This is a genomic window from Mycobacteriales bacterium, from assembly GCA_035995165.1.
Taxonomy (GTDB): domain Bacteria; phylum Actinomycetota; class Actinomycetes; order Mycobacteriales; family CADCTP01; genus CADCTP01.
Window position 1 is genome coordinate 1 of record DASYKU010000021.1, and the last position, 26780, is coordinate 26780.

Sequence of the window (26780 nt, forward strand, 5' to 3'; positions counted from 1 at the left end):
AGACCACCACGACCAGGAGGGGGACCAGCGTCCGGCGGCGCCGCCGGGGTGGCTCCGGCCACGCGATGGTCAGCGTGTCGTCGGCGACCGGCTCCCGCTCCAACAGCCGCTCGTCCTCCTCGCGCTCCGGCTCGGGTCCCCGGGCCGCGACCGCGGCCGCGTCCAGCGCGTCGGCCAGCGCGCCGGCCGACGGGAACCGGTCCGCCGGCCGGGTGGCCAGCGCCTGGGTGACCACGGCCTCGACCGCCGCCGGCACCTCCGGACGGAGGGAGCGCACCGGCGGCGGCACCTCGTCCTGCTTCGGCGCGATCCCGGTGAGCATGTGGTGCAGCACGGCGCCGATCGAGTAGACGTCGGCGCGCCGGTCCAGCGGGACGTCGCCCGGCCGGGCCTGCTCGGGCGCCGTGTAGCCGGGCGTGCCGACGGTCAGCGTGAACCCGGACCCGCGCGCGGCCGCCTTCGCCAGCCCGAGGTCGGCGATCAGCACCCGCTCGGCTCCGTCCTGTCCGGACCGCAGCAGCACGTTGCCGGGGTTCACGTCCCGGTGGATGACGCCGACCTGGTGCAGCACGGCCAGCCCGCGGGCGATGTCCGCGCCGTACCGCAGTGCCTCGCCGACCGGCAGCGGCCCGTCGGCGATCCGCTCGGCCAGCGTCCCGCGGTCCGCGTACGTCATGACGAAGTAGGGCCGGCCGTCCGCCAGCTCCCCGATGTCGTGCACCCGGACGACCCGGTCGGAGTCCGCCCGGCGCAGGATCCGGGCCTCCTCCTCGAACCGCTCGCGGACGTCGAGGCGGTGGGACCAGTTGTCGGCCAGCACCTTGACCGCGACCGGCGCCTCCAGCACCTCGTCCTCGGCCAGCCAGACCGTCGCGAACGCGCCGCTGCCGATCCGCCGGACGACCCGGTAGCGGCCGAAGCGGGCGGGTGCGCTCACGTCCCCATCATCACGTAGGGCCCGGCCTGGATTGACCGGTGCGGAAGGATCGCAACATGAGCGAGACCGGGGCGCCGGACACCGAGGAGCTGGCTCGCAAGGCCGCCGCGGGCGACCGGGCGGCGCTGGAGGACCTGCTGCGGGCGATCGAGCCGCGGGTGCTTCGCCAGGTCGGCCGCTTCCTGCCGTACCGGCAGGATGCCGAGGAGGCCACCCAGGACGTGCTCATGAAGGTGGCGACCAAGATCGGCACCTTCGAGGGCCGGTCCCGCTTCTCCACCTGGCTGTACGAGGTGACCGCCAACCAGGCCCGGCAGACCTACCGGACGCTCAAGCGGCGGTCCGCCGAGCGGACCACGGACGTGCCGGTGGAGCGTCCGGACCCGCGCACGACCAGCGTGATCGCCGGCTCCCGGCTCGACCTGCTCGACGCGCTGGAGCGACTGGAGACCGAGTACCCCGACCTGGTCACGGCGTTCGTCCTGCGCGACCTTTCCGACCTGGAGTACTCGGACATCGCCCGGCTGCTGGACGTGCCGATCGGGACCGTGAAGGCCCGCATCCACCACGCCCGGCGGCACGTCCGGGAGACCCTGGACGGCGCGTCGTAACGCGTTGCCGGGCTTGGTTAGGCTGCCCCCCGTGACCAGCGCCACTGACGCCTCCGTCGTCCCGATTCGGCTCACCCTGGACGGCCGGACCGGGGTGACCCTCTGGGCCACGCCGTGGGAGGAGGACGGCGAGGAGTGGCAGGCCTTCCTCGGGGCCGGCCAGAAGGTGCTGGTCTTCGGCACCGCGGTCGAGATGGCCGAGCACCTGCGCTCCGGCGAGGATAACGACCTCACCGACCACCCGCGCTGGAAGGACCTGCTCCGGCTGACCCCGGGTGAGCTGGAGCCGGACGAGGACTACGTCTTCGACCTGGACGGGGCGTACGAGCTGGCGCTGTCGGACCCCGATCCGTACACGGTCTCGGAGCTGTCGGACCTGGTCGACCTGGTCCAGCGGGTGGCCGAGGTCTGCGACGACGGGACGCTGCTCAAGCTGGTCGAGGAGACGCCGGAGTTCGCGGCGCTGCTGTCCGACGAGGCCACCTTCTCCGGGGCCGAGGGCGAGGAGCGCTGGACCGCGGTCGGCGCGGTGGTGGAGCAGTCCTGGGAGCCGCTGCTGGAGCGCTTCTCCCGGATGATCGAGTGGCGCGGCACCGAGGTGCCGGCCGACTCCGAGACTGCCGACGACTCCGAGGACTCCGACATCGACGTCGTCGACCTGAACGACACCGACGACGACGACGGCGGGCCCGCGCGGGAGCCGCTGGTGACCCCGGTCGGCGAGGACGTGGTCGGCTCGATCGGCGTCGTCGAGGTGGACGACGAGGACGACGAGGACGACCCCACCGACGGGGGGACGTACACGATCTGGGAGGTCGCCGGCATCCTGCCGCTGTCGGTCACGCTGCCCTCGGGCACCGGCTACACGCTGCGGACGTACAACGGCGAGGACGACGACCCGATCTTCCTGGGCGCGGACCTGACCATCGACCTGTTCCGGACCGCCGCGGGTCTCGTTGCCTACTGCCGCTCCGGCGAGGACAACGACCTGTCCGAGATGGTGACCTGGCCGGACATCGCCGAGGCCGAGGAACTGCCGGTCGAGCCGGACCCGGAGGAGGTCTACGACCTGCGCAGCCCGGGCGAGGACGCGATCGAGCTGGTGCAGGAGATGGCTGACTACTGCGACCTCGAGGGCGTCACCGCGGCGGTGACCCGGCGCCGGTCGGCGGGGATCCCGTTCGACGACTGGAAGGCCGCGATCGACGAGCTCGAGACCTGCATCCGCTGGCACGACTGAGCGACCGGTGAGCCTGCCGGCGTACTGGCTGGAGCGGCCCGGGCCGGCGCCGTCGGCGGCGACGCGGGCGGAGTTCGACGCGCTGCTCGAGCGGGCGGTGCGGGCGGGGCCGGCGACGCCGATCGACTACCGGCTGGACGCGCCGAAGTGGCAGTTCCTCTGCCATGTCGCCGACCGCGGCGAGGCCGTGCTGCACGGGTCGTCGGCGCCGGAGATCGGCACGTTCGAGCCGCGGCAGTCCAACGACATCGCCGAGTTCGGCAACCGCAAGGCCGTGTACGCGGCCGCCGACGGCCTCTGGGCCATGTACTTCGCGATCCTCGACCGGTCCGGAAACCAGATGTCACTGATCAACTCCTGTTACCGGGAAGTGTACGACGACGGATCGCTGAGCGAGCCGCACTACTTCTTCTCGGTCAACTCCGAGGTGCTGGACCAGGACCAGTTCAGTGCCGGGACGGTCTACCTGCTGCCGGCGGGCAAGTTCGAGCGCGAGGCGCCGTACGTCAAGGGCGGCCGGCGGGTGCTGACCGCGCAGGCGGCGGCGCTGGAACCGGTCGAGCCGATCGCGAAGCTGCTGGTCGAGCCGGCCGACTTCCCGCTGCGGATCCGCGGCCACGACCTGAGGACCCAGCTCGCCCGCATCGACGCCGACCCGGGCGGCTTTCCCTGGGTCGCCGACGACGAGGTCTGACTACTCACGCTGCCCTCCCGGGCAGCCCGGGTAGCGGTTGCCCGGGGTGTCCCGCCGGTCCGCTCCGGTTACCCAGCCCGTCGGCCGGTGCACGCGGGCCTGCGCGAGCAGGCACGCCGGATCGGGGGGCGAATCGGGCGGGACCGGACAGCGGACCCCGGCCCTGTAGACAGCTCGGGCAGAGTAGCCGTCACCCGGTCGCGGCCGAACGGCCCAGCGCGGCCGCCAGTTCCTCGCGCCGGCCGACCCCGAGCTTGCGGTAGCTGTGCTGCAGGTGGTTCTCGACCGTGCGCCGGGACAGGTGCAGCTGCGCGGCGATCCGGGGCGAGGACCAGCCGCCGGCCGCGAGCTCGGTGATCTCCCGCTCCCGCTGGGTGAGCGGGGCGAACCGGTCGCCGCCGCGCCACTGCGCCGGCAGCTCGACATCGGCCTGCGTGCCGGCCCGTTCCAGGATGCGGCGGTCGGTGGTCGCCCAGGACGCGCGGCTGCCGGGGCCGGCCAGCGCGAGCGAGGCGGCGGCGGTCTCGCCGGCGAGCCAGTGCCGGCCGGTCGCGTCGTACTCGGTGGCGACCTGAGCCAGGGCCTCGCCGTCCCCGTCCGCGAGCGCGCGCGCGTGCCGCACCCGCACGTCGAGCGCGGCGGCCGTCCCGAGCCCGTCGGCCGCGACCGCCTCCCCGCCTCCAGCGTCTGCTGCCGCGGGGCCGGCCGCCGCTGAGAGACCGGCCGCCGCTGAGAAGCCGGCCGCCGCTGAGAGGCCGGCGGCGGCTGGGAGGCCGGCGGCGGCCGCGGCCAGGCGGGCGGCGGTGGCGGCGGAGTGGTCGAGGCGGGCGAGCAGGTGCAGCGCCTCGACCGTCGCGAGTACCCGGCCGGTGCCCTCGCAGCGCTCGACCACCGCGGTCGCGGTCCGCAGCGCGCCCCCGTGCCGGCCCCGGGCGAGCAGCACCTCGGCCCGGGTCAGGTCGGCCAGGTCGGCCAGCAGGCGGGGCGTCCGGGCCGAGACGATCCGGTCCGCGTCGAACGACGCCCGGTCGGCCGCCTCCCCGTCGCCGGCCCGCGCGTACGCCAGCGCCAGCTGGGTCAGCCCGTAGGACCGGGCGTACGCGGGCCCCGACACCGTGCTCTCCGACAGCAACAGTGCCGCTCGGCGGGCGCGGCCGGCGGCGAGCGCGCAGAGGCCGCCGAGCAGGGCGCCCAGCCCGTACGGGTAGGGCCAGTCCTCGGACCGGCCGAGCGCGCGCAGGTCGGCCGCGCACTGCTCGGCCGCCTCGACCCGGCCGCGGGCCAGCTCGCACCAGCCGACCACGGCCAGGTGGTGCACCCGGATCAGTCCCTCGGCGCCGTCCGGGCCGGCGGCCGCGAGCGCGGCGGCGAGGTCGCCGGTCTGGGCCAGCACCGCCGCGGCGGCGAGGCCGGAGGTCTCCGGCCGGTGCAGTCCCTCGGCGGTCCAGGCGACCACCGGCAGGCTCGTCCGCTCGGCCGGGTCGAGCTCCTGCCCGTCGAGCAGCCGGAGGAACGGACGCAGCGGCGCGGTCTCCGGCAGCACCGCCGCCGCCCGCCCCGGCTCCCCCTGCATCAACACCGCCTCCGCCAGCAACCCCGCCGCCACCGGATCCCGCCCGCCCGCCGCCCCGGCCGGCCCGGCCCCGGCCGGCAGCGGCCCTGTCGGATCCGCCGGCCCGGCCGCCGACGGCCCGGCCGCCGACGGCGCGGCCGGCCCGGGTCCGGGCGGCAGCGGTGCGGAGAGCAGAGCTTCGGCGAGGGCGGGGTCGTGGGTGCGGAGCGCCGCGGCCGCCGCCGGCACCCGCAGCTCGGCCGGCACCGCCGTCCCGGCCAGCGTGAGCAACCGCGCCGTCCGGGCCGGATCCCCCGGCAGCGCCGCCGCGTACGCCCCCGCGAGCCGCCGCCGCCGCGTCGCGGACAACGTCTGCACCGCGACCGCCGCCTCGACCGGCACCGCGGCCCGGACCCGCAGCCGCCCGTCGGCGCTCTCCACCCGCAGCAGCCCGGCGTCGTCGGCCGCCTCGACCACGGCGGCCGGGAACACCGCCTCCAGCACCGCCAGCTCCGCCACCCCGGCCAGCGCCACGGTCGCGTGCACGTCCCGGACCGCCTCGGTCAGCTCGTCCAGCCGGCCCGCCACCCGCGCCTCGATCAGCGGCGGCACGGTCAGCTCCCCCCGCCAGGCCCAGCACCCGTACGCCCGGTGCAGCCGCCCGCTCGCCACCCCCGCGTCGACGATCTCGGTGACGCACAAGGGATTCCCGCCGGAGAACCGCATCAGCCGGTCGAGCGTGAGCTCGTGCAGCACGCCGCCGACCTGCTCGGCCGCGAACGCCCCGACCTCGGCCCGCCGCCACGGCTCCAGCGGCACGATCGAGGGTGGCCGCAGCGGCCGCAGCCCCCGCAGCACCGGCGCCGCGACCCGGGCCGAGGCGACCAGCCGGATCGCCTGCCGGTCGAGGTTGTCGGCCAGCAACGCCAGCGACGGCGGGTCGAGCAGGTCGACGTCGTCGAGCACGACGAGCGGCCGGTGCCGGCCGGACTCGGTGGCCTCCAGCCGCGACCGGACCTGGCTGAGTACCCGGGACTTACCGCTTCCGGCCGGCCCCACCACCAGTACGGCCGATTTGTTCGGATTCGCCAATGCCACCAAGGCCGACCGCACCGGGTCGGGCGGCGGCCGGCGCTCGGACTGTCCCATGTGGACTCCCCCGTGGACCGTGCTGCGGACGCGTCGAGGAGTACCAGCCGTACTCGGGTGGTGTCACTGAGTAGTAGCCACTCGGGAACCGGGTCGGGGCCGGGTTGAGTACCGCTCCGCTCAAGACGGGAACAGCCGCCCGCATGCACCGTGAGCTGGTCATTCGCGGCGCCTGCCGCACATCAGTCCCGGACATCGAGGAGAGAACCACCATGACGGGAACCGGCACTATCGGGAAGCAGCTCAAGGACCTGGAGACCACCGCGCCGCCGGTCACGACGACCGCGCCGCGGCCGGCGAGCTCGATCCCGTGGCCCAGCAAGACCTGGAAGATCCAGTCGGACTACCCGAACGACGGACCGCTGATGCTCGTGCCGGCCGGCTTCTTCGGCAACGTGCTGTCCAGCTTCACCGGCACCATCGGCGAGATCACCGGCGGCATCCTGGGCAACGCCCCGGCCGGCCGGGCGGTCGGCGACGCCGCGTCCGGCCTGGCCAAGCTGCTGCCGTTCAGCATCATCCCGCCCACGGTCGCGGCCCAGTCCGCCGGCCCGGAGTCGGCACGCACGGGGTCCTCGGAGGCCCTGGTGGTCGTGCCGTCCGCCTTCCTCGGCGGCCTGCTCGGCGGCATCGGCGGCAACCTGCTCGGCGGGACCGTCGGCAGGTGGCTGGGCGACGAGCAGACCGGCAAGGCCATCGGCGAGACCGTGCTGACCGCCGTCGGCGGCCTGCTGCCGTTCTCGGTGGTGCCGCCCTCGGTCGCGCCGGCGGCCACCAGTCCGCAGGACGCGCAGATCCCGCAGGAGCCGATGGTCGTCGTGCCCGCGGGCTTCTTCGGCAACCTGCTGCACGGCGTGACCAGCACGATCGGCGACGTCGTCGGCGGCGACGCCGGCCAGGTCATCAAGTCGGCGTCGCCGCTGCTGGGCCTGCTGCCGTTCCAGGCCGTCCCGCCCGCGCTCGCGCCGCAGTCGGCCGGCCCGGACGGTACGGCGCAGCCGGAGGACATGGTCGTCGTGCCCGCCGCCTTCCTCGGCAGCCTGCTCTCCGGTCTGGCCGGCACGGTCGCCACCACCGTGGGCAGTGCGTTCGGCGACGCCGCCACCGGCAGGAAGATCGGCGAGCTGGCCGCGCCGCTGCTCGACCTGCTGCCGTTCCACGCGGTGCCGCCGGAGCTGGCGCCGCAGTCCACCGGTCCGAACGGCACCCCGGCCGACCCCGCGGACCAGCTCATGCTGGTGCCGGCCGGCCTGTTCAGCGGGCTGCTGGGCAGCCTGGCCGGGACGCTCGGCGGGGTCGTGGGCGGCGCGTTCGGCGACGCCGGCACCGGCAAGCAGGTCGGCGAGGTGGCCGGCGGGCTGATCAAGATGCTGCCGTTCCACGTCGTCGCCCCGCAGTCCGCGAGCTAGGACGCCGCCATGAGCTTCACCTGGAACCGCGAGGCCGCGGCGGCGAGCGGCCACCTGGTGTCGGCCGCGTCCGTGCTGGCTCCGCTGGCGGCGCCCGCGCCGACCTGGAGCATGCAGGACGTGGCCGGCGCCGAGCAGCGGGCCAAGGCCGGCCTCCTGCTCAGCCAGCTCTACGGCTACCTGCGCGACAACGCCGAGACCCATCCGCACCTGGCCGTCGCGATCCCGCTGCTCAGCTCGGCGATCGCGGACTACCGGGCCGGTCTGGGGCCGGACCCGGTGGCCGGGGTCCGCGCCGTCTACGCCGCCATCGAGGACGTCCGCCGGGGCGACCCGGCCGTCCCGGAGCCCTGAGATGCCCGAGCCACCGGACGGCGGCGTCGGGCGGTTCATCCTCGCCGGGCAGCCGGCCGTGCTGCGGCCGCTGCTCGACATCCTCGCCGCCGATCCCGAGGTCGCCGTGATCTCGGGATCGGCGCAGGCCGAACCCGACCGGCTCGTCGTCGCCATGGACAGCGCCCGGGCCGAGGCGCTGTCCCTGGCGCTCGGCCGGCGCCTCGTGGTCGAGCCGGACCAGGAACTCAACCCGCTCTGAAGTGCCAGGAGGCACCGCATGTCCACGCCGAACCCGGGCGAACCGGTGAACGCGAGCAGGGACCGCAGGTTCCTGATCGCCCAGAACGACAACATCGCGCTGGCCGGCGCGCAGCCGCTCGAGTTCGACTGGCTGGTCGAGCAGATGCGCACCGACCCGGCGATCACCGTGAACGCGGTGCTCGCCCCCCGCAGCCTGACCCTCCAGTCGGCCGGCCCGTCCGTCCTGCGTACGGTCGTGGTCGCCTCGATGCCGGAGGAGAAGGCGGCCCAGCTGGAGGCCCACCCGCAGGTGGTGCTGGAGGAGGACCTGCCGCTCGGTCCGCTGCCGGCGCCGCCGCCGACCGCCGCCGACGTGGTCGCCGGCCCCGATCCCGGGCTGGTCAGCCCGTTCGGGACCAGTACGGCCTGGCAGCTGCGGCTGACCTCGCCCGAGGGCGTACCGGTCCCGGACGCGACGGTCTACCTCTACGGCCGGGGCATCCCGACCCAGGGCCGGACCGACGCGAACGGGATGGTCACGCTGAGCCTGCTCAACGAGACCGACGCGACCATCGCGGCCGTGTACGTCGACCCGCTGCGGGACTACTGGTCGCTGTGGGTGACCCGGCCGGCGCTGACCAGCGGCACCGTCAGCACGCTGACGCTGAGCCCGCTGTCGCAGTCGTTCGCCGGCTTCCCCGGCGCGCAGGTGCTCGGCTGGGGCCAGCAGGCGATGCGGCTGGACCAGGTCCCGGCGGCGCTGGACGGGCAGGGCGTCAAGGTCGTGGTCGTCGACTCCGGCGTCGCCTCGCTCACCCACGCCGACCTCGGCGCGATCACCCACGGCGTGGACCTCACCACCGAACCGTCCAACCCGGCCCACTGGACCGACGACACGATGGCGCACGGCTCGCACTGCAGCGGCATCATCGCCGGCGCCGACAACGGCATCGGCGTCCGCGGGTTCGCACCCGCGGCCGAGGTGCACGAGGCCCGGATCTTCCCGGGCGGGCGGATCAGCAGCCTGCTCGACGCGGTCGACTACTGCATCGACGAGGCGATCGACGTCGCCAACATGAGCCTCGGGACCGGCGGCTCGTCCCAGATCCTGTTGCAGAAGCTGGCCCAGGCCAAGCAGCAGGGCGTCGCGTTCGTCGTCGCGGCCGGCAACTCCGGCGACGGCGTGCAGTTCCCGGGCTCCTCGCCGGACGTGCTCACGGTCTCCGCGATCGGCAAGGAGGGCACGTTCCCGGAGTCGAGCTACCACGCCCAGGTGCGCCTGCCCGGCGGCCGGCAGGACGACGGCTACTTCGGCGCCAAGTTCTCCTGCCACGGACCCGAGGTCGACGTGTGCGGGCCCGGGGTCGCGATCGTGTCCTCGGTCCCGGCCGACGGCTACGCCTCCTGGGACGGTACGTCGATGGCGACGCCGCACGTGGCCGGGCTGGCCACGCTGGTGCTCGCCCACCACCCGGACTTCCAGCAGCCGGGACTGCGGCTGCGGACCGCGGCCCGGGTGGACCGGCTCTTCGACATCCTCAGGCAGTCGGCGACCCCGATCGACCTGGGTGACCCGAGCCGGACCGGGGCCGGGCTGCCGGACGCCGTCCGGGCGCTGGCGCTGGACACCGCCGGGAGCCAGGACGGCACCCCGGAGGCGGCCGCAATGGCGCGGGACTCGATCCGGGCGGCGCTGGCCCAGGTGCAGCAGGAGCTCAGCCTGGCCGGCCTGCTCGACGGGCTCACCCCGGCGGCGGCGACCCCGCCCGCCGGGCCGGTGCGGGAGTCGGTGGCCGACCTGCGCCGCTCGCTGCTCTCGGTCCGGGCCCAGCTCACCCACGCCGGCCTGGCGGTCGAGTAGCCGGGCGGGCCGACGTGACCCGGAAGTCTGCCCTGTTGACCCTGGCGGGCGCGGATCCTGGTTCGTACGGTCCGGAGCGTGACTGAGCCGGCCCGGTGGCGGGACTGGACGCTGGTGGCCCTGGCCGACCGGCGCCCGTCCCGCCCGAACCGTGCGGAACGCGAGCTGGCGGCGATCGAACAGGTCGCCGTCCGGTTCGCGGACCGCTTCGAGCCGGTGGACCGGGCGTACGAAGGCGACCGTCCGCAGTGGCACGGTCAGGTCCGCGAGGTCCTGGCCCAGCTGCGGGGCGAGGGCCTGCTCGACGGCCGGGAGCAGCTCACCGAGGACGGCCGGCAGGCCGCGGATCAGGCGCGCGACCGGGCGGATGCGCCCGGCCGGTCGCCGTCTGATCCGTCCACATCGGACACAGCGGATACATCGGGCACAGCGGGAACGCCGGACGAGACCGGCACCGGCCGGCCGCCGCTGCTGACGGCCGGCGTGATCGCGCCGCCGCTGCGCAACCGGGCCGACCGGGTCCGGATGGGCTTCGACGGGGACGAGGACCGGCCCGTCCCGGTGATGGCCGAGCTCAACCTCCGGTTCCGAGGTGGCGGGGACGACGCCCTGCGGCGGCTGGACGCGCTCTGGCGCCGGGTCACCGTGGCGTCCGCCGGTGCCGGCCCGGACCGCCGCCCGACCCGGATCTCCGAGCAGTACGCGACCGGCAGCCTGTCCGTACAGGAGATGAAGCGGCTGGTGGCCGCGGACGCCGTCCCGGAGGTCTGGCCGCAGCGGTCGCTGCACCGGCTCTGGCCCGACTTCCCGGTCCGCCCGCACGTCGACGGGTCCTGCGTGACGGTCAAGGCCGACGCGGCCCGGCGCTCGTTCAACGCGTACGGGGACCGGATCGTCTGGGCCGTGGTGGACAGCGGGATCTGGGCCGGCCACCCGCACTTCGCCGCGTACCACACGCTGGACGACGAGGAGGTCCGCGACCTGCACCGGGTGTTCCCGGCCGACGGCGGCCCGGCCACCCCGGACGGCGCGCTGGAGGACGCGACCGGGCACGGGACCCACGTCGCCGGGATCATCGCCGGCGGCATCGAACCCTGGTTCGCCGGTGCCGGAGGCCGCACGATCCGGGTCACCGCGAACCGCTACAACGTGGAGAACGCGAAGGAGCCGCTGCGGGTGCCGCGGGACGTGCGGGACGTCTCGCTGCTGGCCGGGATGGCGCCGCGGACCAAGCTGGTCAGCCTCAAGGTGCTGCAGTCCGGCGGCACCACCGAGGACCGGGTCGGCCGGCTGATCCGGGCGCTCGCGTACGTCCGCGAGGTCAACGGGTCCGATGTGGACGGTATGCGGATCCACGGCGTGAACCTCAGCGTCGGCTACGAGTTCGACCCGGAATGGTTCGCCTGCGGGCAGAGCCCGCTGTGCAAGGAGGTCGACAAGCTCGTCCGTTCGGGCGTCGTGGTCGTGGTGGCCGCCGGCAACTCCGGCTACGGCTCGCTGGCCACGACGATGGACGCACCGAGCCGGTTCGGGCTGGGCATGACCATCAACGACCCGGGCAACGCGGAGAAGGCGATCACGGTCGGCTCCACCCACCGCGACGCCCCGCACATGTACGGGGTGTCGTACTTCTCCTCGAAGGGGCCGACCGGCGACGGGCGGGAGAAGCCCGACCTCATCGCGCCGGGCGAGCGGATCACGTCCTGCGCGGCCGGCACCAACCTGGAGGCGGTCCAGGCCGGGCCGCCGGACCCGGACACCGCCGTGTACGTCGAGGACAGCGGCACCAGCATGGCCGCGCCGCACGTGTCCGGCGCGATCGCCGCGCTGCTGTCGGTGCGGCGCGAGTTCATCGGCCGCCCGGACGAGGTGAAGCGGATCGTCGTGGACACCGCGCTCTCGCTCGGCCGCGGCCGCGCGTTCCAGGGCGCCGGGCTGCTGGACCTCATGGGCGCACTCGGATCGGTCTGAGCACACGACGGGGAGACGACGATGACCAGCACGATGGCGGGACTGCCGTTCTGGCAGCTGACCTTCGACGCCGACGGCGACCAGGACGCCGGCGAGCGGGACCGGTTCCTGGCCGAGCTCGGCGCGAGCGGCGTGACCGACCTGATCGTCTTCGCCCACGGCTGGAACAACGACCGCGGTGTCGCGACGCGCCTGTACGAGCGGTTCTTCGGCGTGCTGGCGGCGCAGCTGCCGGTCACGCAGGCCCGGACGATCGGGCTGGCCGGGGTGTTCTGGCCCTCGCAGCGGTGGTCGGATGAGCCGATCCCGGACTTCGCCCCACCCGCGCCCGCGGCCGGGGGCGGCGCGGCCTCGCTGCACGAGCGGGAGACCGGGTCCGCCGACCCGGCGATCGACGCGGAGACCCTGGCCGGGCTGCAGGCGCTGTTCCCGGCCGGGGCGGACGCGCTGGCCGAGATGGCCGCGCTGCTGGGCGGCCCGCCGAACGGGCCCGCGCTGGCCCGCTTCCACGACCTGCTGGCCGAGTTCGCGGCCAAGACCGGCAGCGCCGACGACGACGGCGAGAACGCCGATCCCCCGACGGTGCCGCCGATGCTGGCCGACGGCGGGCCGGAGCTGTTCGAGCGCTACCGGGACACCTTGCGCGGGCTGGGCGTCGAGCTCACCGACGACGCCGGCGGCGGCGCGGCCGGGCTCGGGGACGCGCTGCACGGGATCTGGCAGGGCGCCAAGGAGGCGCTGCGGCAGACCACGTACTGGCAGATGAAGAACCGGGCCGGCACGGTCGGGCGGACCGGGCTCGGCCCGCTGCTCGGCCGGCTCGGCGGGGTCCGGGTGCACCTGGTCGGGCACAGCTTCGGCGCCCGCGTGGTCTCCTACAGCCTCGCCGGGCTGCCCGCGGGTCCGTCGCCGGTCCGGGCCGTCACCCTGCTGCAGGGGGCATTCTCGCACTTCGCGTTCGCCCGGCCGCTGCCGTTCGCGGCCGGCCGGAACGGGGGCCTGGCCGGGATGCTGGAGCGGATCTCCGGGCCGCTGACCGTCTGCTTCTCCAGCCACGACATGGCCGTCGGCACCATGTACCCGCTGGCCTCGCTCGCGGCCCACGACGACTCCGCCGGCGCGGACGACGCGATGTTCCGCTGGGGCGGGATGGGCCACGACGGGGCCCAGGGCGTGCAGGCGGCGCTGGACCCGCTGCGGCCGGCGGGACCGTCGACCAGCTACCGGTTCGCGGCCGGGAAGGCGCTGAACATCGACGCGAGCGAGATCGTGCGGGCCGGCGGGCCGCCGAGCGGCGCGCACAGCGACATCGTCCACCCCGAGCTCACCTGGGTCGTCCTGCTCGCCGGCGGCTTGACCACCTGACCGGACAAGTCGATCACGAGACCGTGCTGAGCTGCGGAAACCGTCAGGAGTAATCGCCCGAGCGCTCGCGCCGGCCTCGGCCGCACCGCCGGGCCGAAGGTCACGGTCCTCAACAGCACGGTGCTCGCGCCGTTCCAGCTGACCCACGCCGACGGCACCGTGTACGTCGCCGGCGGCGGCGCGTCGACGGTGTCCAAGCTCGTCGTCAGCCTGCTGCCGGGCGGCCCCGAGGACCCGAGCCTCGGCGCCCGCGGCAGCGTGGTCTCGGTGAACCCGCGCAACGGCAACGCGACCAGGCTCGCGACCGGCATCGCCGGCGCGACCGACATCGCGCTCGGCGACCACGGCCGGATCTTCGTCTCGCAGCTGTTCGCCGGGCAGTCTCGGTCATCGAGAAGGGGAAGCTCACGCCGTCCGTGCAGCTGGCGAGCCCGCTGGGGCTGACGTTCAGCCGCGGCACCCTCTACGCCGGGACGCTCGGCCCGACCGACGCCGAGGGCAACCCGGCCGGCCCGGGCACGATCGTCGCCGTCCGGTGAGTCTTCCCGGCCGCGGCGCCCCACCACCGCCGCGGCCGGGAACCACGGCGATCAGCGGATCGCGCCCGGCGCCAGCACGGCGTGACAGCCCACCACCTGGTTGACGATCTGCGTCACCCGCAGGTCGACCGCGACGCTGGCCAGCGCGACCGCGTCCGCCCGGGGCACCCCGTACAGCCGGGCGACGAGGTCGAACATCGCGTTCAGCGCCCGGAACCCGGCCACGTCGAGCGTGTCGCCGAGGCCCATAGTGACCCAGCCGGCCGGCGTCCGCGCGACCGGTCCGGACATGGGGAAGTCCACAGTGGACAGCGTCAGGTCGACCTGCTCCATCGGGCACTCGATCGCGGTCCCGCTGACCTCGCCGTCGCCCTGGGCCGCGTGCCCGTCGCCGACCGACAGCAGCGCGCCGTCGACCGGGATCGGCAGCCAGAGCGTGCTGCCGGCGACCAGCTCGCGGCAGTCCAGGTTCCCGCCGCAGGTCCGGGGCGGGACGGTCGAGTGCCGGCCCGGCTGCGCCGGCGGCATCCCCATGACGCCGAGGAACGGCCGCAGCCCGACCGTGTGCCCGTGCTGGTTGCGGCCGGTGCCGGCGACCGGGTCGAGCGTCCACCGGTGCACGGCCTGACCCTCCAGCCCGTACGCATCGTTGAAAGCAGTCCGGCGGGTGTTCGCGTACGTGGTGCCCCAGGATCCCGGCAGCACCGACTCGATCCGGATCTCCAGCACCTGCCCGGCCTTCGCGCCGCGGACCTCGACCGGTCCGGACAGCGCGTGCCCGCTGTCCTCGGTCCAGGCCGGGTGCCGCGGCCGGTCCGGCACCGCGGTGATGTCGAACGGCTCCGGCGACCACCCCGACTCCAGCGTCCGGAACCGTACGGTCTCGCCGGAGTCGACCGTGACCGCCGGGGCCAGCGCGGGGTCGAAGAAGCCGTGCAGGTGCCGGTCGTCGACGAGCTGCATCAGCCGGCCCGCGACACGGTCGAGGTCCCGTACCGCGCGGCGACCAGGGCCTTGATCCCGTACGGGAACTCCGACGCCGAGGCCAGGTGGTCCTTGGTCAGCGCCAGCTGGGCCTGCGCGTCACCGCTGAACGCGGCCGCGCACTGCTTCGGCGCCGCGTTGGCCAGTGCCAGGATCGCGCCCGGGCAGCCGAGCGAGCCGGCGAAGGACAGCAGCGTGGCCGCGCCCGGGTAGAGGTGACCGTCCCACGTGGACAGTTCGGCCAGCAGCCGCTCGGGGTCGCCGCTGGAGTCTTTGGCCCCGATCACCGGCAGCTCCGGCAGCATCCCGACCGGGATCCCGGGGCCCGACGCCGCCGGGTAGTGGTACGCCAGCAGCGGCAGGTCGCCGGCCGCCGCGGCGACCTCGGCGTAGTAGGCCCGCGGGTCGGGCACCCGGCGCGGTGAGAGCACCAGCGCGGCGTCGGCACCGCCGTCGCGGGCCGCGGCCGTCCGCCGGGCGGCCTGGCCGGCCCAGCTGCCGCCGGTGCCGGCCAGCACCGGCACCCCGTCGAGGCGGCCCCGCACGGCGTCGAGCAGCCGCCGCCGCTCGTCGTCCTCCAGGGTGTCGGCCTCGCCGGTGGAACCGGACACGACGACGGCGCTGACGCCGTCGTCGACCAGCCGGGCGGCCAGGTCGGCGGTGCCCTCCTCGTCGATCGCCTTCGTGTCGTCGAAGAGGGTCACGAGCGCGACCCCGATGCCGGTGAACGGAGCAGCCATGGTTCCGACGCTACCCTCCCCCGATGATCGGAGAACGGATCCCGCCGCCCCGCCACGGCAGTGAGCGCGACGTCCTGGCCGGCATGCTGCACTTCGCCCGGGGCGCGATCGTGCGCAAGGCCGAGGGGCTCACCGAGGAGCAGGCCCGCTCCACGCCGGTGCCGTCCTCGACGCTGACGCCGGCCGGGATCGTCAAGCACCTCACCGGGGTCGAGCGGTTCTGGTTCAGCATCGACTTCGCGAACCTCGACGTCGCGCACCCGTGGCCCGAGGACGACCGGCACGGCGCCTGGGCCCTGACCGACGAGGACACCATCGAGGGCCTGGTCGCGGAGTACCGGGCCGAGTGCGCCCGGTCCGAGGCCGCCGTCGCCGCGTACGGGCTGACTGAGCTCAGTCGCGCCGAGGACATGGACTTCCTGCTCCGGTTCGCGTACGCCCACATGATCCAGGAGACGTCCCGGCACGCCGGGCATCTCGACCTGCTGCGCGAGGCCCTGGACGGGACGACCGGCCAGTAGCCGTCCACTGTGGACCGGTCGCGGGAACGCGAATCCGGGGTAGCCGTGGGATAGTGCCCGCCATGGGACTCGGAGGCGGTCCGAGCGAGTGGGACGACTACGAATGGGTCCGGCTGTCCGACCTGCCGGAGACGCCGCGGCCGAGGCAGGCCGGGCAGCCGCTCGCGGACGCCGTGCTGGCCTGGATGCAGCGGGAGAAGGTCTGGTCCACCGGCGCCGGCAGCCGGGTCCTGCTGGTCGACCTGGACAACCTGCGGGCCGACCCGGTGCGCTGGCGGGAGCGGATGGCGATGGTCGTCGCGCTCGGCCGGCAGGCCGACGTGGTCGCGCTGGCCGGCCAGGAGGGCGCGGTCCAGCGGGCCCGGCCGCACCTGGCCGAGTTCGCGGCCCGGGCCCGGCCGGTCGCCGACGGCAGCGACCTGGCCGACCACGTGCTGCTGGACGCGGCCGCGGAGCTCCCCGGCGCGGCCCAGTTCGTGCTGCTGTCCAACGACTGGATCTTCGCCGGGCTGGCCGACCGCGGGCCGCTGACCGTGCTCAGCCCGGGCGCGGACGCGCTGTCGGACCGGCTGCGGTCGGCCGCGACCCGGGTGGTCGACCTGGCCGCGCTGGAGGGATCCCGGACCGAGCCGGGGCGCCGGGCCGCCTTCCGGGCCAGCCGGCGCAAGCGCGCCGGCGTCTAGCCGGTCCACTCCGCGCGGGTGACCACGTAGACCACCGCGTCGAACCAGGTGCCGTTGTCCTCGATCCGGTCGTTCTCCAGGAAGCGCAGGCCGAGCCGGCGCATCACCGCGAGGCTGCGGACGTTCGGCTCGTCGGTCATCGAGATGATCCGGTCCAGCCCCAGCGTCCCGAACCCGTACGCCAGCCAGGCCCGGCCGGCCTCGGTCGCGTAGCCGTGTCCCCAGTAGGCCGGAGACAGCCGCCAGCCGACCTCGACGTCCTGCGGCCGGGAGGACTGCCGGTGCAGGCCGCACATGCCCAGGAACGCGCCGTCGGACAGCCGCTCGACCGCCAGCAGCCCGAGCCGGTCGGCCTCCCAGCGCTCCTGCGCCCACTCCGCGATGTCGTCGGACTCCGCGCGGGTCAGCGGGCCGCCGAGCATCTCGGCCACCTGCGGGTCCGCGTTCAGCGCCGCGTAGAGCGGCAGGTCCCCCGCCCGGTACGTCCGCAGCCGCAGCCGCTCCGTACGCATGATCTCTTCCCCGTCCCAGCGGACCATGTGCTCACGGTCCCAGGCCGGGTCAACCGGATTCGGCCACCGCCCCGCCGCGGCGGGGGTCGCCGGCCCCGGCGATGACGCCGCCGGCGTTCGCGACGGCCTGGCAGCCGCCGAAGTACGTGTTGCGCCGCCGGTGCCGGCTGATCGGGTGACCGGCCGCGGCCAGCGCGGCCCCGTCGATGCCGGGCTCGATCGAGACCAGGCCGTCCTCGGCGTGCAGCCGGGGCGCGTCGACCGCGGCCTGCACCGGCAGCCCCAGGTCGACCGAGTTGACGATCACCTGCAGCAGCGCGGACCGGATCCGGTTCGAGCCGGCCGAGCCCAGCACCATTTCCAGCTCGCCGTCCCGGCGGACCAGCGTCGGGGCCATCGCCGAGGGCAGCCGGCTGCCCGGCGGCTGGGCGAAGAACCCCAGCGGGGACAGGTCCTGCTCGCCCATCATGTTGTTCAGGTGCAGCCCGGTGCCGGGGATCAGCACCCCGGAGCCCTCGCCGCTGGAGGTGGTGACCGAGCAGGCCCAGCCGTCCTTGTCCAGGACCGAGATGTGCGTGGTCGAGCCGACCCGGCTGGACAGGAAGTGCCGGGCGAAGCCGGGGTCGGGCAGGCCGGCGAAGAACGCGGCGTCCCGGGCACCCTGCATCGCCTCCATCGCCCGGACCAGGGTCAGCGCGTCCGGCGGGCCCTGCTCCCGGTCCAGCAGCGCCAGCGCGTACGCCAGCAGGATGCCGCCCGCGCTCGGCGGCGGGTTCGTCAGCACCTCGCGGCCCCGGTACGTCGCCCGCACCGGCTCCCGCTCCACCACCCGGTAGCCGGCCAGGTCGGCCGGCGTGACCAGGCCACCGCCCGCGATCAGCGTCCGGGACACGGTCGCGGCGATCTCGCCGGTGTAGAACGGCGCCGGGCCCTCGGCGCCGAGCAGGTCGATCGAGTCGGCCAGCTCCGGCTCCCGCACGATCGACCCGGCCGCCGGCGGCTCCCCGTCGACCAGGTAGCCGGTGTTCCCGGTGGCCATGATCGGCGCCATCAGCCGGAACATCGAGGCCTGCATCTCGCTGACGACGACCCCGTCGCGGGCCAGCGCGGCGGCCGGCATGGTCAGCTCGGCCAGCGGGATCGTGCCGAACCGGTCCACCGCGGCGGCCAGACCGGCCGGCATCCCGTACACGCCGACGGAGGCGACGCCGGCCCCGAAGACCTGGTTCGCGTCGCCGAAGGAGACCTCGACCTCCAGCAGCGGGGCCCGGTCGGCCGGGTCGGCGCCGGTCCCGGGCGCGGTGACGAAGAAGTCCAGCAGCGTCGGCTCGCCCCCGGGCGGCGCCACCATCATGTAACCGCCGCCGGCCAGGCCGGTCATCATCGGCTCGGCCACGACCGAGACCAGGACGGCCGCGACCGCCGCGTCGACCGCGTTGCCCCCGGCCCGCAGCACGTCCGCGCCGACCCGGGCGGTCTCCGGGTGTCCCGCCGCGACCACGCCGCCTGTCACTGTCCCCCCAGTTCCGCTCACCGAGCGCCGAGACTCTAGCTTGCCCTCGTGGCGGGCCGCGGGGGACTCTGGACTCACCCCACATCAGCAGCGACGGGACACCCGATGGCGCAGTCGCGGGCACGGCCGCTGTCCAGGGCCGAGGCGGCCATGGCCACGCTGCTCGCGTACCTGGTGCTGTTGATCAGCCTGGCCGGCACCCGCCTCGGCGGCCACTCCGACGGCACCGATCCCGGGCAGCGGCTGCGGATCGTCGCCGACAGCCGCTCGCTGACCGCGATGGTGGACCCGATCGCCCGGTTCGCCCCGGTCTCCACCTGCGTCGGCCCGAGCACCGTGCCGTACGCGCATGCCGCCGCGCCCGGGATCACCGAGCCGCTGGCCTTCGGCCCGCCGGTCGAGGGCCGCACGCCGCTGTCCGCGGCCGCGGTCAACGGGGTGCTCATCCAGCGGCTCTGCGGCGGCCCGGAGACGCCCGGCGGCCCGGTCCGGGCGCCGGACCGGCGGCTGTTCGCGGCCATCGACGCCGCCGTCAACGGCACCGACCCGAACCGGCCCCTGACGCAGTCGCAGTGGGCGGCCGGGGTGAACCAGCTCATCAGCTCGGACGGGCGGTTCGTGGCCGCCCGGGTCGAGACGCTGGCCGTGCGGGCCGGCTCCGGGACGTACGGGATGAAGGCCCGGGCCGGCGCCGACCCGCTGGTGATCGCGACCCGGCTCGCCCACGACGACACCAGCCGCTACCTGCTGCTGCCGGTCCGGGCCCGCGACGACAAGGTCGTCACGCTCACGCTGCGGCTGCGCTGCGGCTTCCAGCCGGTCTTCTCCTGACACGTCCTAGGCTGCGCATCATGGCCAGCCCGCGTCCGATGCCGCACACCGACCTGCTGGACGGTGCGGCCGGCGGCGGGCCCGGCGCGTCCGAGAGCACGCTCACGGTCATCGTCGCGTTCGCGGCCAACCTGGTCATCGCGATCGCGAAGTCGGTCGCCGCGGTGATCACCGGGTCGGCCTCGCTGCTGGCCGAGGCCGCACACTCCTGGGCCGACGCCGGCAACGAGGTCTTCCTCGTCATCGCCCAGCGCCGGTCGCAGATCCCGGCCGACCCGCAGCACCCCTTCGGTCACGGGCGGGAGGCGTACGTCTGGTCGCTGTTCGCCGCGCTCGGCCTGTTCGTCGCCGGGGCCGCGATCTCGGTCACCCACGGCATCCAGGAGCTGATCCACCCCGAACCGGCCGGTGACTACCTGATCGGCTACATCGTGCTGGCGGTGTCGTTCGTGCTGGAGGGCATCTCGTTCTCGCAGTCGATCCGGCAGGCCAAGCCGGAGGCGGCCTCGGCCGAGCGGGACCTGATCGAGTACGTCCTGGCCACCTCGGACCCGACCCTGCGGGCCGTCTTCGCCGAGGACGCGGCCGCGCTGGCCGGCCTGGTCCTGGCCAGCGGCGGGCTCGCGCTGCACCAGCTGACCGGCTCGCCGACGCCGGACGCGATCGGCTCGATCCTGGTCGGCCTGCTGCTCGGCGTCGTCGCGGTGGTGCTGATCAACCGGAACCGGCGGTTCCTGGTCGGGCAGGAGGCCGACCCGCGGATCCGGCGGGCCGCCGTGCAGGCGCTGATGGCGCTGCCCGAGGTGTCGCGGGTGACGTACCTGCGGCTGGAGGTGGTCGGGCCGCGGCTGGTCTCGGTCATCGGCGACGTCGACCTGACCGGCGACGACGTCGAGTCGCACGTGGCGGTCCGGCTGCGGGCGCTGGAGGCGAGGATCACCGCGTCGCCGGCCGTCGCCGGCACGGTGCTGAGCCTCTCCGCCCCGGACGAGCCGACGATCGAGTTCTAGCGCGGCTTGCGGGCCCGCAGGGCCAGCACCGTCGGGACCGGCCGGCCGCCCTCGCCGAACTGCTCCGGCACCAGCCCGGCGGCGGAGAACATGTGCAGCAGCTGGGGCAGCGGGAAGTGCGCCGCGCCGATCTTGTCCCGTACTCCCTTGGTCGTGTACGACTTCTTCGTCCAGCTGTCGCCCTCCAGGTAGCCGGGCTCGATGAGCACGTTCGGCCGGTTCGACCAGTCGGCGAACCCGCCGCAGAAGCACGGGTGCACGCCGACGTGCAGCAGCACCCCGCCGGGCTTCAGCACGCGGGCGGCCTCCCGCACCACGGTCGCGTACCCGGGCATGTCGGTGTGCACCATCATCGTGGCCGCGACCGCGACCGTGCCGTCCGCGATCGGCAGCTGCTCGGCGTCGCCGCGCGCGGCCGGCAGCTTCGCCTTGCCGTAGCCGAGCATCCTGGCCGAGAGGTCGACGCCGACCGGGGTCCAGCCGAGCCCGCGGAAGCGGGCGGAGTGGTCGCCGGTGCCGCAGCCGATCTCCAGCAGCGGACCCTCACCCGGGCCGAGCAGCTCGGTCACCAGCCGATCGAACTCCAGCGGGTCCCCCTGCGCGTGCACGCCGGGCAGGAACTCGCCCTCGTACCAGTCTGCGATCTCGTCGTAGAGCGCGGTCTTCGCCATGTCGCCACGATCCCACCGGCCCGCGGTGCCGATGCGAGGCGTTCGCGCTCAGCGGAGCGAATCCGCGTAGACGCCCATGGCGTCGCGCAGGTAGGCGGTCAGCTCCGGACCGCCGATGGTGCGCTGGAACCGCTCGTCCTCGACGTACATCGGGCCGAGGTTGCGGTACGCCTCCGGGCTCGGCTCCCAGAACAGGCTGACCACCCGGTGGTGCAGCGCGACCAGCTCCTGCACCCGCGGGTCGTCCACCGGGACGCCCGCGTCCCGCAACGGCGCGAGTCCACTGTGGACACGCCGGAACCCGGTCCGGGCCAGCTCCGCGTCCTCGCCCCGCAGCGCGCGCAGCTTCCGCCAGGACCCGTCGACCGCCTCGTCGCCGTAGCGTTCCCGCGCCTCCGCCTCGTACGGATTGTGCTCGAACCCCTCGAACATTCCTTCCGCCGTCATCTCCTCACCTCCCTCCAGGCCCTCGACCGTGGCCTCGACCGTACGGACCAGACGGGCGAGCCGATCCCGCTCGTCCTCCAGCCGGTCCCGGTGCCGGCGCAGCACCGCGGTCTCGTTGCCGGTGTGCGCGATCGCCTCCCGGATCGCCGGCAGGCCGACGCCGAGCTCGCGCAGCAGCAGGATCCGCTGCAGCCGCAGCAGTTCCCGCCGCCCGTAGTGCCGCCGCCCGTCGGCGGCGACCCGGGCCGGCGGGAGCAGGCCGATCGCGTCGTAGTGCCGCAGCGCCCGGGAGGTCACCCCGGACATCCGCGCCACCTCGGCGATCGACCAGCTCTCCACGGCTACGACAGTAGGAGTTGACGCCGCGTCAACGTCAAGGGAACAGCGCCGCGATGTCGGCCGCTGGTCCGGCCACACGGTGCGGGCGCCGTGACGGGTGCACGTCGCAGCAACTCACGGGACAGACCGCCTCCGCTGTGCCAGGGCGGGGCCCGGTCCGTGCTGGGCGGCTCACGTCTCGGCGTTCAGGCCGGCGAGTGCCCGGTACTGCGCGTCCGGGAACTGGAAGGAGTCGTAGATCGTGGTGAACCGGCTGATCTGCCCGCTGCCGTCGAGCTCGAGGATCACGTTGCCGCGCTGGAGCGGGGCCGCGCCGGCACTGGCATGCCATTCGTACCCGCCGCCACGCTCGCTGCCGACCACGTCGGCAACCGACGCACCCACTCCATAGGGCAACTGGGCCAGGCCGCGGCTCAGGTAGCGCTGGATCTGCAGCGGCCCCTCGACCCGGGTGTGCAGAGCCATGTCCTCGAACACCGCGTCCGGCGTGAACAACTGCGCCGCACCGCTGGCGTCGGAGGCCGCGAAGGCGGCCTGCAGGCGCGTCGCCGCCCGGCGCACTGCCGGCGCGACCGGGCCGTGGCTGTCGCGGAAGTCAGTCGGGTACGGCCCCAGCGTGCCGATCGGCAGGTGCACCAGCGAACTGCGCCCGTCCCAGTAGTCGATCCACCGCACGATCTTGCCGCGCCGGTCGAAGGTCAGCGAGGACAGGAACCGGAACTCCGAACCGAGCAGCTGCGGGGTGTCGACGAACTCGATCGTCGCGCTGCGCGCGTCGCCGACGATGCGCTGCGGGTAGGACAGCGCGTCCGGTGGGGCGTCGGCGAAGCTCGGTCCCGACCACACCTCCAGCAGCGACGCCTGCGACGGCCACGTCACGCCGAGGCCGGCGTCGATGTAGACGACCGGGGTCGGCGCCGGTGCGAAGAAAGACACCATCGCCTCGGGCTGGTGCCGGCTCTTGGCCGCGAAGAACGCCGTCACGATGTGGGCCACCTCCGGCGTCGCGTGCGACGTGTCGGCGACGTCCGGGTACGGCAGCCGGCCGCGGCGGGCAGCCGGCGCCGCATCCGCTGCCGGGGCCCCGGCCAGCCCGGCCGTACCGAGCGCGCCGGCCGCGCCCAGCACCATGCCCGCCCGCAGCACGGTGCGCCGACTGGTTGCCTGATCGGAATGCGTGGTCATCCCGGAACCCTTCGTCGGGGTGCCTGACGTAACGGACAAGTGTCCGTCACGCGGCCGGAGTCAGCCTGCTGCTCCCTAATGCGGCTGTCAATGGTCAACCAGGAACCGGACCGACTCGTCAGGTTGATGTCAGGTGGGCCAGCACGACACGGTCTTGTTGCGTCGTTGTGTCCGACATGAGTCTTGACAGCGACTGAGGCTCGCACCATTGTGAGCACACCTGGGTGTCCGCATAGCGGACTATCGTCCGCACAAGCCGGCAGTCGTCCCGTTACTCCTCGCGGGCGGCGGTTCCGCTCGGCACGCCCCAACGGGCCGCGCCGCCCGGCCGCCGCCCGCCTCTCCCAGGCGGAGGCCTTCATGAGTGAGCCCTCGGAGTCCCGTCCCGGCATCTCCCGCCGCGCCGTGCTGCGCGGCGGCGCGGTCGCCGGCGCCGTCGCTGCCGGCAGCGCGCTGACCGGTGGCCGCGCGGTCGCCGGCGAGCCGGACCGGCACGGCACCGACGGGTCGTTCCGCGCGGACCTCGTGCTCCACAACGGCCGGATCCACACCATGGACGACCGCAACCGGACCGCGAGCGTGGTCGCGATCTCCGACGGCGCGATCACCTATGTCGGCAACGACGTCGGCCGGGCCCGGCGCTCGGTCGAGAACGACCAGCCCCGGCTGGTCGACCTGCGCGGACGGACCGCGATCCCCGGCATCATCGACTGCCACAACCACATCGTGCTGATGGGCAACCGGCCCGGCTACCACACGCCGCTGGAGAACGCGTACTCGATCGCGGAGGTGCAGGCCACCTACCGGGCCCGCGCCGGCGGCGTGCCGGCCGGCCAGTTCGTCACCACGATCGGCGGCTTCCACCCGAACCAGTTCCGCGAGCACCGGCTGCCGACGCTGGCCGAGCTGGACGCGGCCCTGCCGGACACGCCCGCGTACGTCTCGATCGGCTTCTCCGGCCCGTCGGTGACCAACAGCGCCGGCGCGGCCTGGTTCGCGGCCAATGCCGCGCTGCCGCCCGCGGTCGGCTCGGACGGCTCGATCGCCGCCGGCGCCGAGACCGGCAAGGCCACCCTCGCCCTCCGGCAGCGGCTGACCTTCGCCGACCGCAAGCGCAGCGTCCTCGATGCGATGGCCTACGCCACCGGCGTCGGCGTCACCACGCACCTGGACCAGGGCGCGTTCCAGGCCACGAACACCCCGTCGGACGGCGCCGCCCACGAGGACAACTACACGATGCACCTGCCGTTCCTGGCGGTGTACGACGACGGCCACGGCAGCGTCCGGCTCCGGATCAACTTCCTGCACCAGGACGTCGACACGAACGTCGCCACGCTGCAGCAGCGGCTGCTCAACGCGTTCAAGTTCTTCGGCGGCGACATGGTCCGCACCGGCGGCATCGGTGAGTTCATCGCGGCCAGCTACTTCGGCGGCCCGGTGTTCGTCGAGGCGGCCCGGCGGATCGCCCGGGCGGGGTGGCGGACCGAGGTGCACTCGCTGACCGGCACCGACTTCCAGACCCAGATCCAGGGCTTCGAGCAGGTGAACGCGGAGATCCCGATCACGGACCTGCGCTGGGTGGTCGCGCACGTCCCGCAGATCACGGAGGAGTACCTCAACCGGCTGAAGGCGCTCGGCGGTGGCGTGAACCTCACCGGCTGGCAGTACCTCGCCGGCAACGGCCCGCAGTCCGGCCCGCCGTTCCGCCGGATCGTCGACAACGGCATCCCGGCCGGGATGAGCTCGGACGGCATGCAGATCGCGCCGATGAACCCGTTCGTCCACGCCTACTACGCCACCACCGGGCTCAACGCGCTGGGCAACCAGATCAACCCGGGCCAGCAGATCTCCCGGCAGGAGCTGATGGAGCTCTACACCCGGGACAACCAGTGGTTCCTCGGCGACAAGGACGAGGACCTGCTCGGCAGCCTCGAGGTCGGCCGGCTCGGCGACGTGGTCGTGCTCAACGAGGACTACTTCACCGTCCCGGCCGACCGGCTGCGCAAGATCCGCTCGGTGCTGACCGTGGTCGGCGGCGAGATCGTGCACGACACCGGCACCGTCCACTGACGACTGTCCACTTCCGATAGAGGCGGGAACCCCATGCACAAGCGAGTAAGGCTCGCTGCGGGACTCATGGCGCTGGTCGCCGCCATGGCGGGCTGCAGCGCGCGCAGCGACGACTCCGGCGGCGGCAGCGGGTCGGGCTCCTCCGACAAACCGATCGTGGTCGGGTCGACGCTGTCGCTGACCGGCATCTTCGCCGCCACCGGCAAGATTCACCAGATCGCCGGGCAGGAGTACGTCGACCGGCTGAACAAGGCCGGCGGCCTGCTCGGCCGGCAGGTGCAGTGGAAGGTCCTCGACGACCAGTCCGACCAGGCCAAGGTCGGCCAGCTCTACGAGCAACTGATCAGCCAGGACAAGGTCGACCTCATCATCGGCCCGTACGCGACGCCGAACATCCTCTCGGCGATGGCCGTCGCCCAGCGGCACAACTACGTGCTGCCGCAGCACACCGCCGTGCTGGCCCCGCAACTGACCTACGGCTGCCAGTTCCCGGCCTGGTCGTACGGGCCGACGCCGAACCAGTTCATCCCGAACCAGCTCTTCGATGCGGTCGCCTCGCTGCCCAGCGCGCCGAAGCGGATCGCGGTGCTGACCAGCCAGAGCGGGTCGGCCGCGTTCGTCACCGACGGGTTCGGCAGCGACAAGTCCGGCGTGCTGACGATCGCGCAGCAGAAGGGCCTCCAGGTCGTCGCCAACGTGCACTACCCGCCGACCACCAGCGACTGGGCGCCGATCGCCGCGCAGGTGCGGGCGGCCAAGCCGGACCTCGTCATCGACAACGGTCTCGGCGTGGACGCGGTGAACGTCCTGCAGGCGATGAAGCAGCAGAACTACCAGCCGCCGCTGATGTTCAGCCTGTTCCCGGCCCCCGGCCCGCTGCTCGCGCTCGGGCCGCTGTCCGAGGGCATGCTCACCACGTCGCTGTTCCAGCCGGACAGCTCGGCCAAGCTCGGCGGTGACGTCAGCGCGATCGTCGGCGACTTCAAGACCCGGGCGGCGGCGGCCAAGCTTCCGTACACGGTCTTCGAGACGCAGGCGGCGGCGTCCTGGAACGCCTGGGACATCCTCACCCAGGGCGTGAAGCAGGCGAACACGCTGGACCAGACGAAGATGTGCGACGCGCTGCACGACAAGGGCGCCGACACGACCTTCAGCGGTCACGTCGCGTTCGACCCGAAGGACCACAACTTCTGGCCCGGCACCGAGACGATCGCGCAGATCCAGGACGGCAAGTGGGTCACCGTCTGGCCGGCCGACAAGGCGGCGGCTCCGCTGCGGGGCGCGCCCGCGGCCTGACCGGACGGGATGCGGGGCCGCCGGCGCCGGCGGCCCCGCATCCCGTCCGGTCAGGCCGCGGGCGCGCCCCGCAG

The 26780-nt window shown here is 74.2% G+C and carries 26 protein-coding genes; 17 read left to right on the top strand and 9 right to left on the bottom strand.

What is annotated here, in order from left to right; all coding sequences use genetic code 11:
• Positions 1-937 (bottom strand): serine/threonine-protein kinase (locus VGP36_03610; protein ID HEV7653810.1); only part of this gene is annotated, 937 nt, incomplete at its 3' end.
• A gap of 56 nt (positions 938-993) precedes the next feature.
• Here VGP36_03610 and VGP36_03615 point away from each other — a divergent pair.
• From VGP36_03615 to VGP36_03625, 3 genes are read left to right on the top strand one after another with little or no spacing between them, the layout of a single operon-like run.
• Entirely contained in the window at positions 994-1548 is a 555-nt protein-coding gene (locus tag VGP36_03615) for an RNA polymerase sigma factor (protein HEV7653811.1), read from the top strand.
• A gap of 31 nt (positions 1549-1579) precedes the next feature.
• Positions 1580-2788 carry a hypothetical protein gene (locus VGP36_03620; protein HEV7653812.1) on the top strand — a complete coding sequence of 403 codons (1209 nt, stop codon included), beginning with the start codon at positions 1580-1582 and terminating at the stop codon, positions 2786-2788.
• Positions 2789-2795: 7 nt separating this feature from the next.
• Entirely contained in the window at positions 2796-3482 is a 687-nt protein-coding gene (locus VGP36_03625) for a hypothetical protein (GenBank protein ID HEV7653813.1), read from the top strand.
• Positions 3483-3672: 190 nt separating this feature from the next.
• On the opposite strand, the gene VGP36_03630 is transcribed toward VGP36_03625, so the two are convergent.
• Positions 3673-6183, bottom strand: coding sequence for a helix-turn-helix transcriptional regulator (locus VGP36_03630; GenBank protein ID HEV7653814.1), 2511 nt, complete (start codon positions 6181-6183; stop codon positions 3673-3675).
• Between the two features lie 212 nt (positions 6184-6395).
• Here VGP36_03630 and VGP36_03635 point away from each other — a divergent pair, with 212 nt between their 5' ends.
• The 8 genes from VGP36_03635 to VGP36_03670 all read left to right on the top strand — a co-directional run bounded on the left by VGP36_03635 (position 6396) and on the right by VGP36_03670 (position 13904).
• Positions 6396-7592, top strand: a complete 1197-nt coding sequence (locus VGP36_03635; protein HEV7653815.1) for a hypothetical protein — start codon at positions 6396-6398, stop codon at positions 7590-7592.
• 9 nt (positions 7593-7601) lie between these two features.
• The gene (locus VGP36_03640) at positions 7602-7946 is read left to right on the top strand and encodes a hypothetical protein (protein HEV7653816.1); all 345 of its coding nucleotides are present in this window, start codon (positions 7602-7604) and stop codon (positions 7944-7946) included.
• A 1-nt stretch (position 7947) separates the two neighbouring features.
• Positions 7948-8187 (top strand): hypothetical protein, encoded by a 240-nt coding sequence (locus tag VGP36_03645; protein HEV7653817.1) that lies wholly within the window; start codon positions 7948-7950, stop codon positions 8185-8187.
• Positions 8188-8205: 18 nt separating this feature from the next.
• The gene (locus tag VGP36_03650) at positions 8206-10029 is read left to right on the top strand and encodes a S8 family serine peptidase (GenBank protein ID HEV7653818.1); all 1824 of its coding nucleotides are present in this window, start codon (positions 8206-8208) and stop codon (positions 10027-10029) included.
• Positions 10030-10107: 78 nt separating this feature from the next.
• A complete protein-coding gene (locus VGP36_03655) occupies positions 10108-12000 on the top strand; it encodes a S8 family peptidase (GenBank protein HEV7653819.1) in 1893 nt (630 codons plus the stop codon).
• Between the two features lie 21 nt (positions 12001-12021).
• Positions 12022-13365: a serine-threonine protein kinase gene (locus VGP36_03660; protein HEV7653820.1), complete on the top strand. Its 1344-nt coding sequence runs from the start codon at positions 12022-12024 to the stop codon at positions 13363-13365.
• A gap of 120 nt (positions 13366-13485) precedes the next feature.
• Positions 13486-13809 (top strand): hypothetical protein, encoded by a 324-nt coding sequence (locus VGP36_03665; GenBank protein HEV7653821.1) that lies wholly within the window; start codon positions 13486-13488, stop codon positions 13807-13809.
• On the top strand, positions 13782-13904 hold the full coding sequence (locus VGP36_03670; protein ID HEV7653822.1) for a hypothetical protein: 123 nt from the start codon (positions 13782-13784) through the stop codon (positions 13902-13904). The genes VGP36_03665 and VGP36_03670 overlap by 28 nt, the downstream gene beginning before the upstream one ends.
• Before the next feature lie 51 nt (positions 13905-13955).
• On the opposite strand, the gene VGP36_03675 is transcribed toward VGP36_03670, so the two are convergent.
• A complete protein-coding gene (locus VGP36_03675; GenBank protein HEV7653823.1) occupies positions 13956-14867 on the bottom strand; it encodes an acetamidase/formamidase family protein in 912 nt (303 codons plus the stop codon).
• Positions 14867-15628: a dihydrodipicolinate synthase family protein gene (locus VGP36_03680; protein ID HEV7653824.1), complete on the bottom strand. Its 762-nt coding sequence runs from the start codon at positions 15626-15628 to the stop codon at positions 14867-14869. Before VGP36_03680 ends, VGP36_03675 begins: the two co-directional genes overlap by 1 nt.
• A 23-nt stretch (positions 15629-15651) precedes the next feature.
• On the opposite strand from VGP36_03680, the gene VGP36_03685 reads away from it, so the two are divergent.
• Both VGP36_03685 and VGP36_03690 read left to right on the top strand, forming a co-directional pair.
• Positions 15652-16149 carry a DinB family protein gene (locus VGP36_03685; GenBank protein ID HEV7653825.1) on the top strand — a complete coding sequence of 166 codons (498 nt, stop codon included), beginning with the start codon at positions 15652-15654 and terminating at the stop codon, positions 16147-16149.
• 62 nt (positions 16150-16211) lie between these two features.
• Positions 16212-16832, top strand: a complete 621-nt coding sequence (locus VGP36_03690; GenBank protein HEV7653826.1) for a hypothetical protein — start codon at positions 16212-16214, stop codon at positions 16830-16832.
• Here the strand turns inward: VGP36_03690 and VGP36_03695 are convergent.
• Together VGP36_03695 and VGP36_03700 are read right to left on the bottom strand one after the other, a co-directional pair.
• Positions 16829-17371, bottom strand: coding sequence for a GNAT family N-acetyltransferase (locus VGP36_03695; GenBank protein ID HEV7653827.1), 543 nt, complete (start codon positions 17369-17371; stop codon positions 16829-16831). The two genes, VGP36_03690 and VGP36_03695, sit on opposite strands and share 4 nt — an antisense overlap.
• Before the next feature lie 22 nt (positions 17372-17393).
• A complete protein-coding gene (locus tag VGP36_03700; GenBank protein ID HEV7653828.1) occupies positions 17394-18845 on the bottom strand; it encodes a gamma-glutamyltransferase in 1452 nt (483 codons plus the stop codon).
• 117 nt (positions 18846-18962) lie between these two features.
• Here VGP36_03700 and VGP36_03705 point away from each other — a divergent pair, with 117 nt between their 5' ends.
• Both VGP36_03705 and VGP36_03710 read left to right on the top strand, forming a co-directional pair.
• A complete protein-coding gene (locus VGP36_03705; GenBank protein HEV7653829.1) occupies positions 18963-19688 on the top strand; it encodes a hypothetical protein in 726 nt (241 codons plus the stop codon).
• A gap of 38 nt (positions 19689-19726) precedes the next feature.
• Entirely contained in the window at positions 19727-20698 is a 972-nt protein-coding gene (locus VGP36_03710) for a cation diffusion facilitator family transporter (protein ID HEV7653830.1), read from the top strand.
• Here the strand turns inward: VGP36_03710 and VGP36_03715 are convergent.
• The 3 genes from VGP36_03715 to VGP36_03725 all read right to left on the bottom strand — a co-directional run bounded on the left by VGP36_03715 (position 20695) and on the right by VGP36_03725 (position 23340).
• Positions 20695-21369: a class I SAM-dependent methyltransferase gene (locus VGP36_03715; protein HEV7653831.1), complete on the bottom strand. Its 675-nt coding sequence runs from the start codon at positions 21367-21369 to the stop codon at positions 20695-20697. The two genes, VGP36_03710 and VGP36_03715, sit on opposite strands and share 4 nt — an antisense overlap.
• Positions 21370-21417: 48 nt before the next feature.
• On the bottom strand, positions 21418-22155 hold the full coding sequence (locus tag VGP36_03720; protein ID HEV7653832.1) for a MerR family transcriptional regulator: 738 nt from the start codon (positions 22153-22155) through the stop codon (positions 21418-21420).
• 171 nt (positions 22156-22326) lie between these two features.
• A complete protein-coding gene (locus VGP36_03725; GenBank protein HEV7653833.1) occupies positions 22327-23340 on the bottom strand; it encodes a nuclear transport factor 2 family protein in 1014 nt (337 codons plus the stop codon).
• 360 nt (positions 23341-23700) lie between these two features.
• Between VGP36_03725 and VGP36_03730 the strand changes: the two genes are divergently transcribed.
• Together VGP36_03730 and VGP36_03735 are read left to right on the top strand one after the other, a co-directional pair.
• Positions 23701-25410 (top strand): amidohydrolase family protein, encoded by a 1710-nt coding sequence (locus VGP36_03730; GenBank protein ID HEV7653834.1) that lies wholly within the window; start codon positions 23701-23703, stop codon positions 25408-25410.
• A 66-nt stretch (positions 25411-25476) separates the two neighbouring features.
• Positions 25477-26706 carry an amino acid ABC transporter substrate-binding protein gene (locus tag VGP36_03735; protein ID HEV7653835.1) on the top strand — a complete coding sequence of 410 codons (1230 nt, stop codon included), beginning with the start codon at positions 25477-25479 and terminating at the stop codon, positions 26704-26706.
• Positions 26707-26780: the final 74 nt, after the last annotated feature.

Bases quoted from the DNA above. Each gene is read 5' to 3' on its own strand.
- VGP36_03675 (HEV7653823.1), bottom strand. From the start codon at position 14,867: ATGCAGCTCGTCGACGACCGGCACCTGCACGGCTTCTTCGACCCCGCG.
- VGP36_03640 (HEV7653816.1), top strand. From the start codon at position 7,602: ATGAGCTTCACCTGGAACCGCGAGGCCGCGGCGGCGAGCGGCCACCTG.
- VGP36_03715 (HEV7653831.1), bottom strand. From the start codon at position 21,369: ATGGCGAAGACCGCGCTCTACGACGAGATCGCAGACTGGTACGAGGGC.
- VGP36_03735 (HEV7653835.1), top strand. From the start codon at position 25,477: ATGGCGCTGGTCGCCGCCATGGCGGGCTGCAGCGCGCGCAGCGACGAC.
- VGP36_03645 (HEV7653817.1), top strand. From the start codon at position 7,948: ATGCCCGAGCCACCGGACGGCGGCGTCGGGCGGTTCATCCTCGCCGGG.
- VGP36_03635 (HEV7653815.1), top strand. From the start codon at position 6,396: ATGACGGGAACCGGCACTATCGGGAAGCAGCTCAAGGACCTGGAGACC.
- VGP36_03705 (HEV7653829.1), top strand. From the start codon at position 18,963: ATGGCGCAGTCGCGGGCACGGCCGCTGTCCAGGGCCGAGGCGGCCATG.
- VGP36_03650 (HEV7653818.1), top strand. From the start codon at position 8,206: ATGTCCACGCCGAACCCGGGCGAACCGGTGAACGCGAGCAGGGACCGC.
- VGP36_03630 (HEV7653814.1), bottom strand. From the start codon at position 6,183: ATGGGACAGTCCGAGCGCCGGCCGCCGCCCGACCCGGTGCGGTCGGCC.
- VGP36_03690 (HEV7653826.1), top strand. From the start codon at position 16,212: ATGGGACTCGGAGGCGGTCCGAGCGAGTGGGACGACTACGAATGGGTC.
- VGP36_03660 (HEV7653820.1), top strand. From the start codon at position 12,022: ATGACCAGCACGATGGCGGGACTGCCGTTCTGGCAGCTGACCTTCGAC.
- VGP36_03615 (HEV7653811.1), top strand. From the start codon at position 994: ATGAGCGAGACCGGGGCGCCGGACACCGAGGAGCTGGCTCGCAAGGCC.
- VGP36_03680 (HEV7653824.1), bottom strand. From the start codon at position 15,628: ATGGCTGCTCCGTTCACCGGCATCGGGGTCGCGCTCGTGACCCTCTTC.
- VGP36_03710 (HEV7653830.1), top strand. From the start codon at position 19,727: ATGCCGCACACCGACCTGCTGGACGGTGCGGCCGGCGGCGGGCCCGGC.
- VGP36_03695 (HEV7653827.1), bottom strand. From the start codon at position 17,371: ATGGTCCGCTGGGACGGGGAAGAGATCATGCGTACGGAGCGGCTGCGG.
- VGP36_03725 (HEV7653833.1), bottom strand. From the start codon at position 23,340: ATGACCACGCATTCCGATCAGGCAACCAGTCGGCGCACCGTGCTGCGG.
- VGP36_03730 (HEV7653834.1), top strand. From the start codon at position 23,701: ATGAGTGAGCCCTCGGAGTCCCGTCCCGGCATCTCCCGCCGCGCCGTG.
- VGP36_03685 (HEV7653825.1), top strand. From the start codon at position 15,652: ATGATCGGAGAACGGATCCCGCCGCCCCGCCACGGCAGTGAGCGCGAC.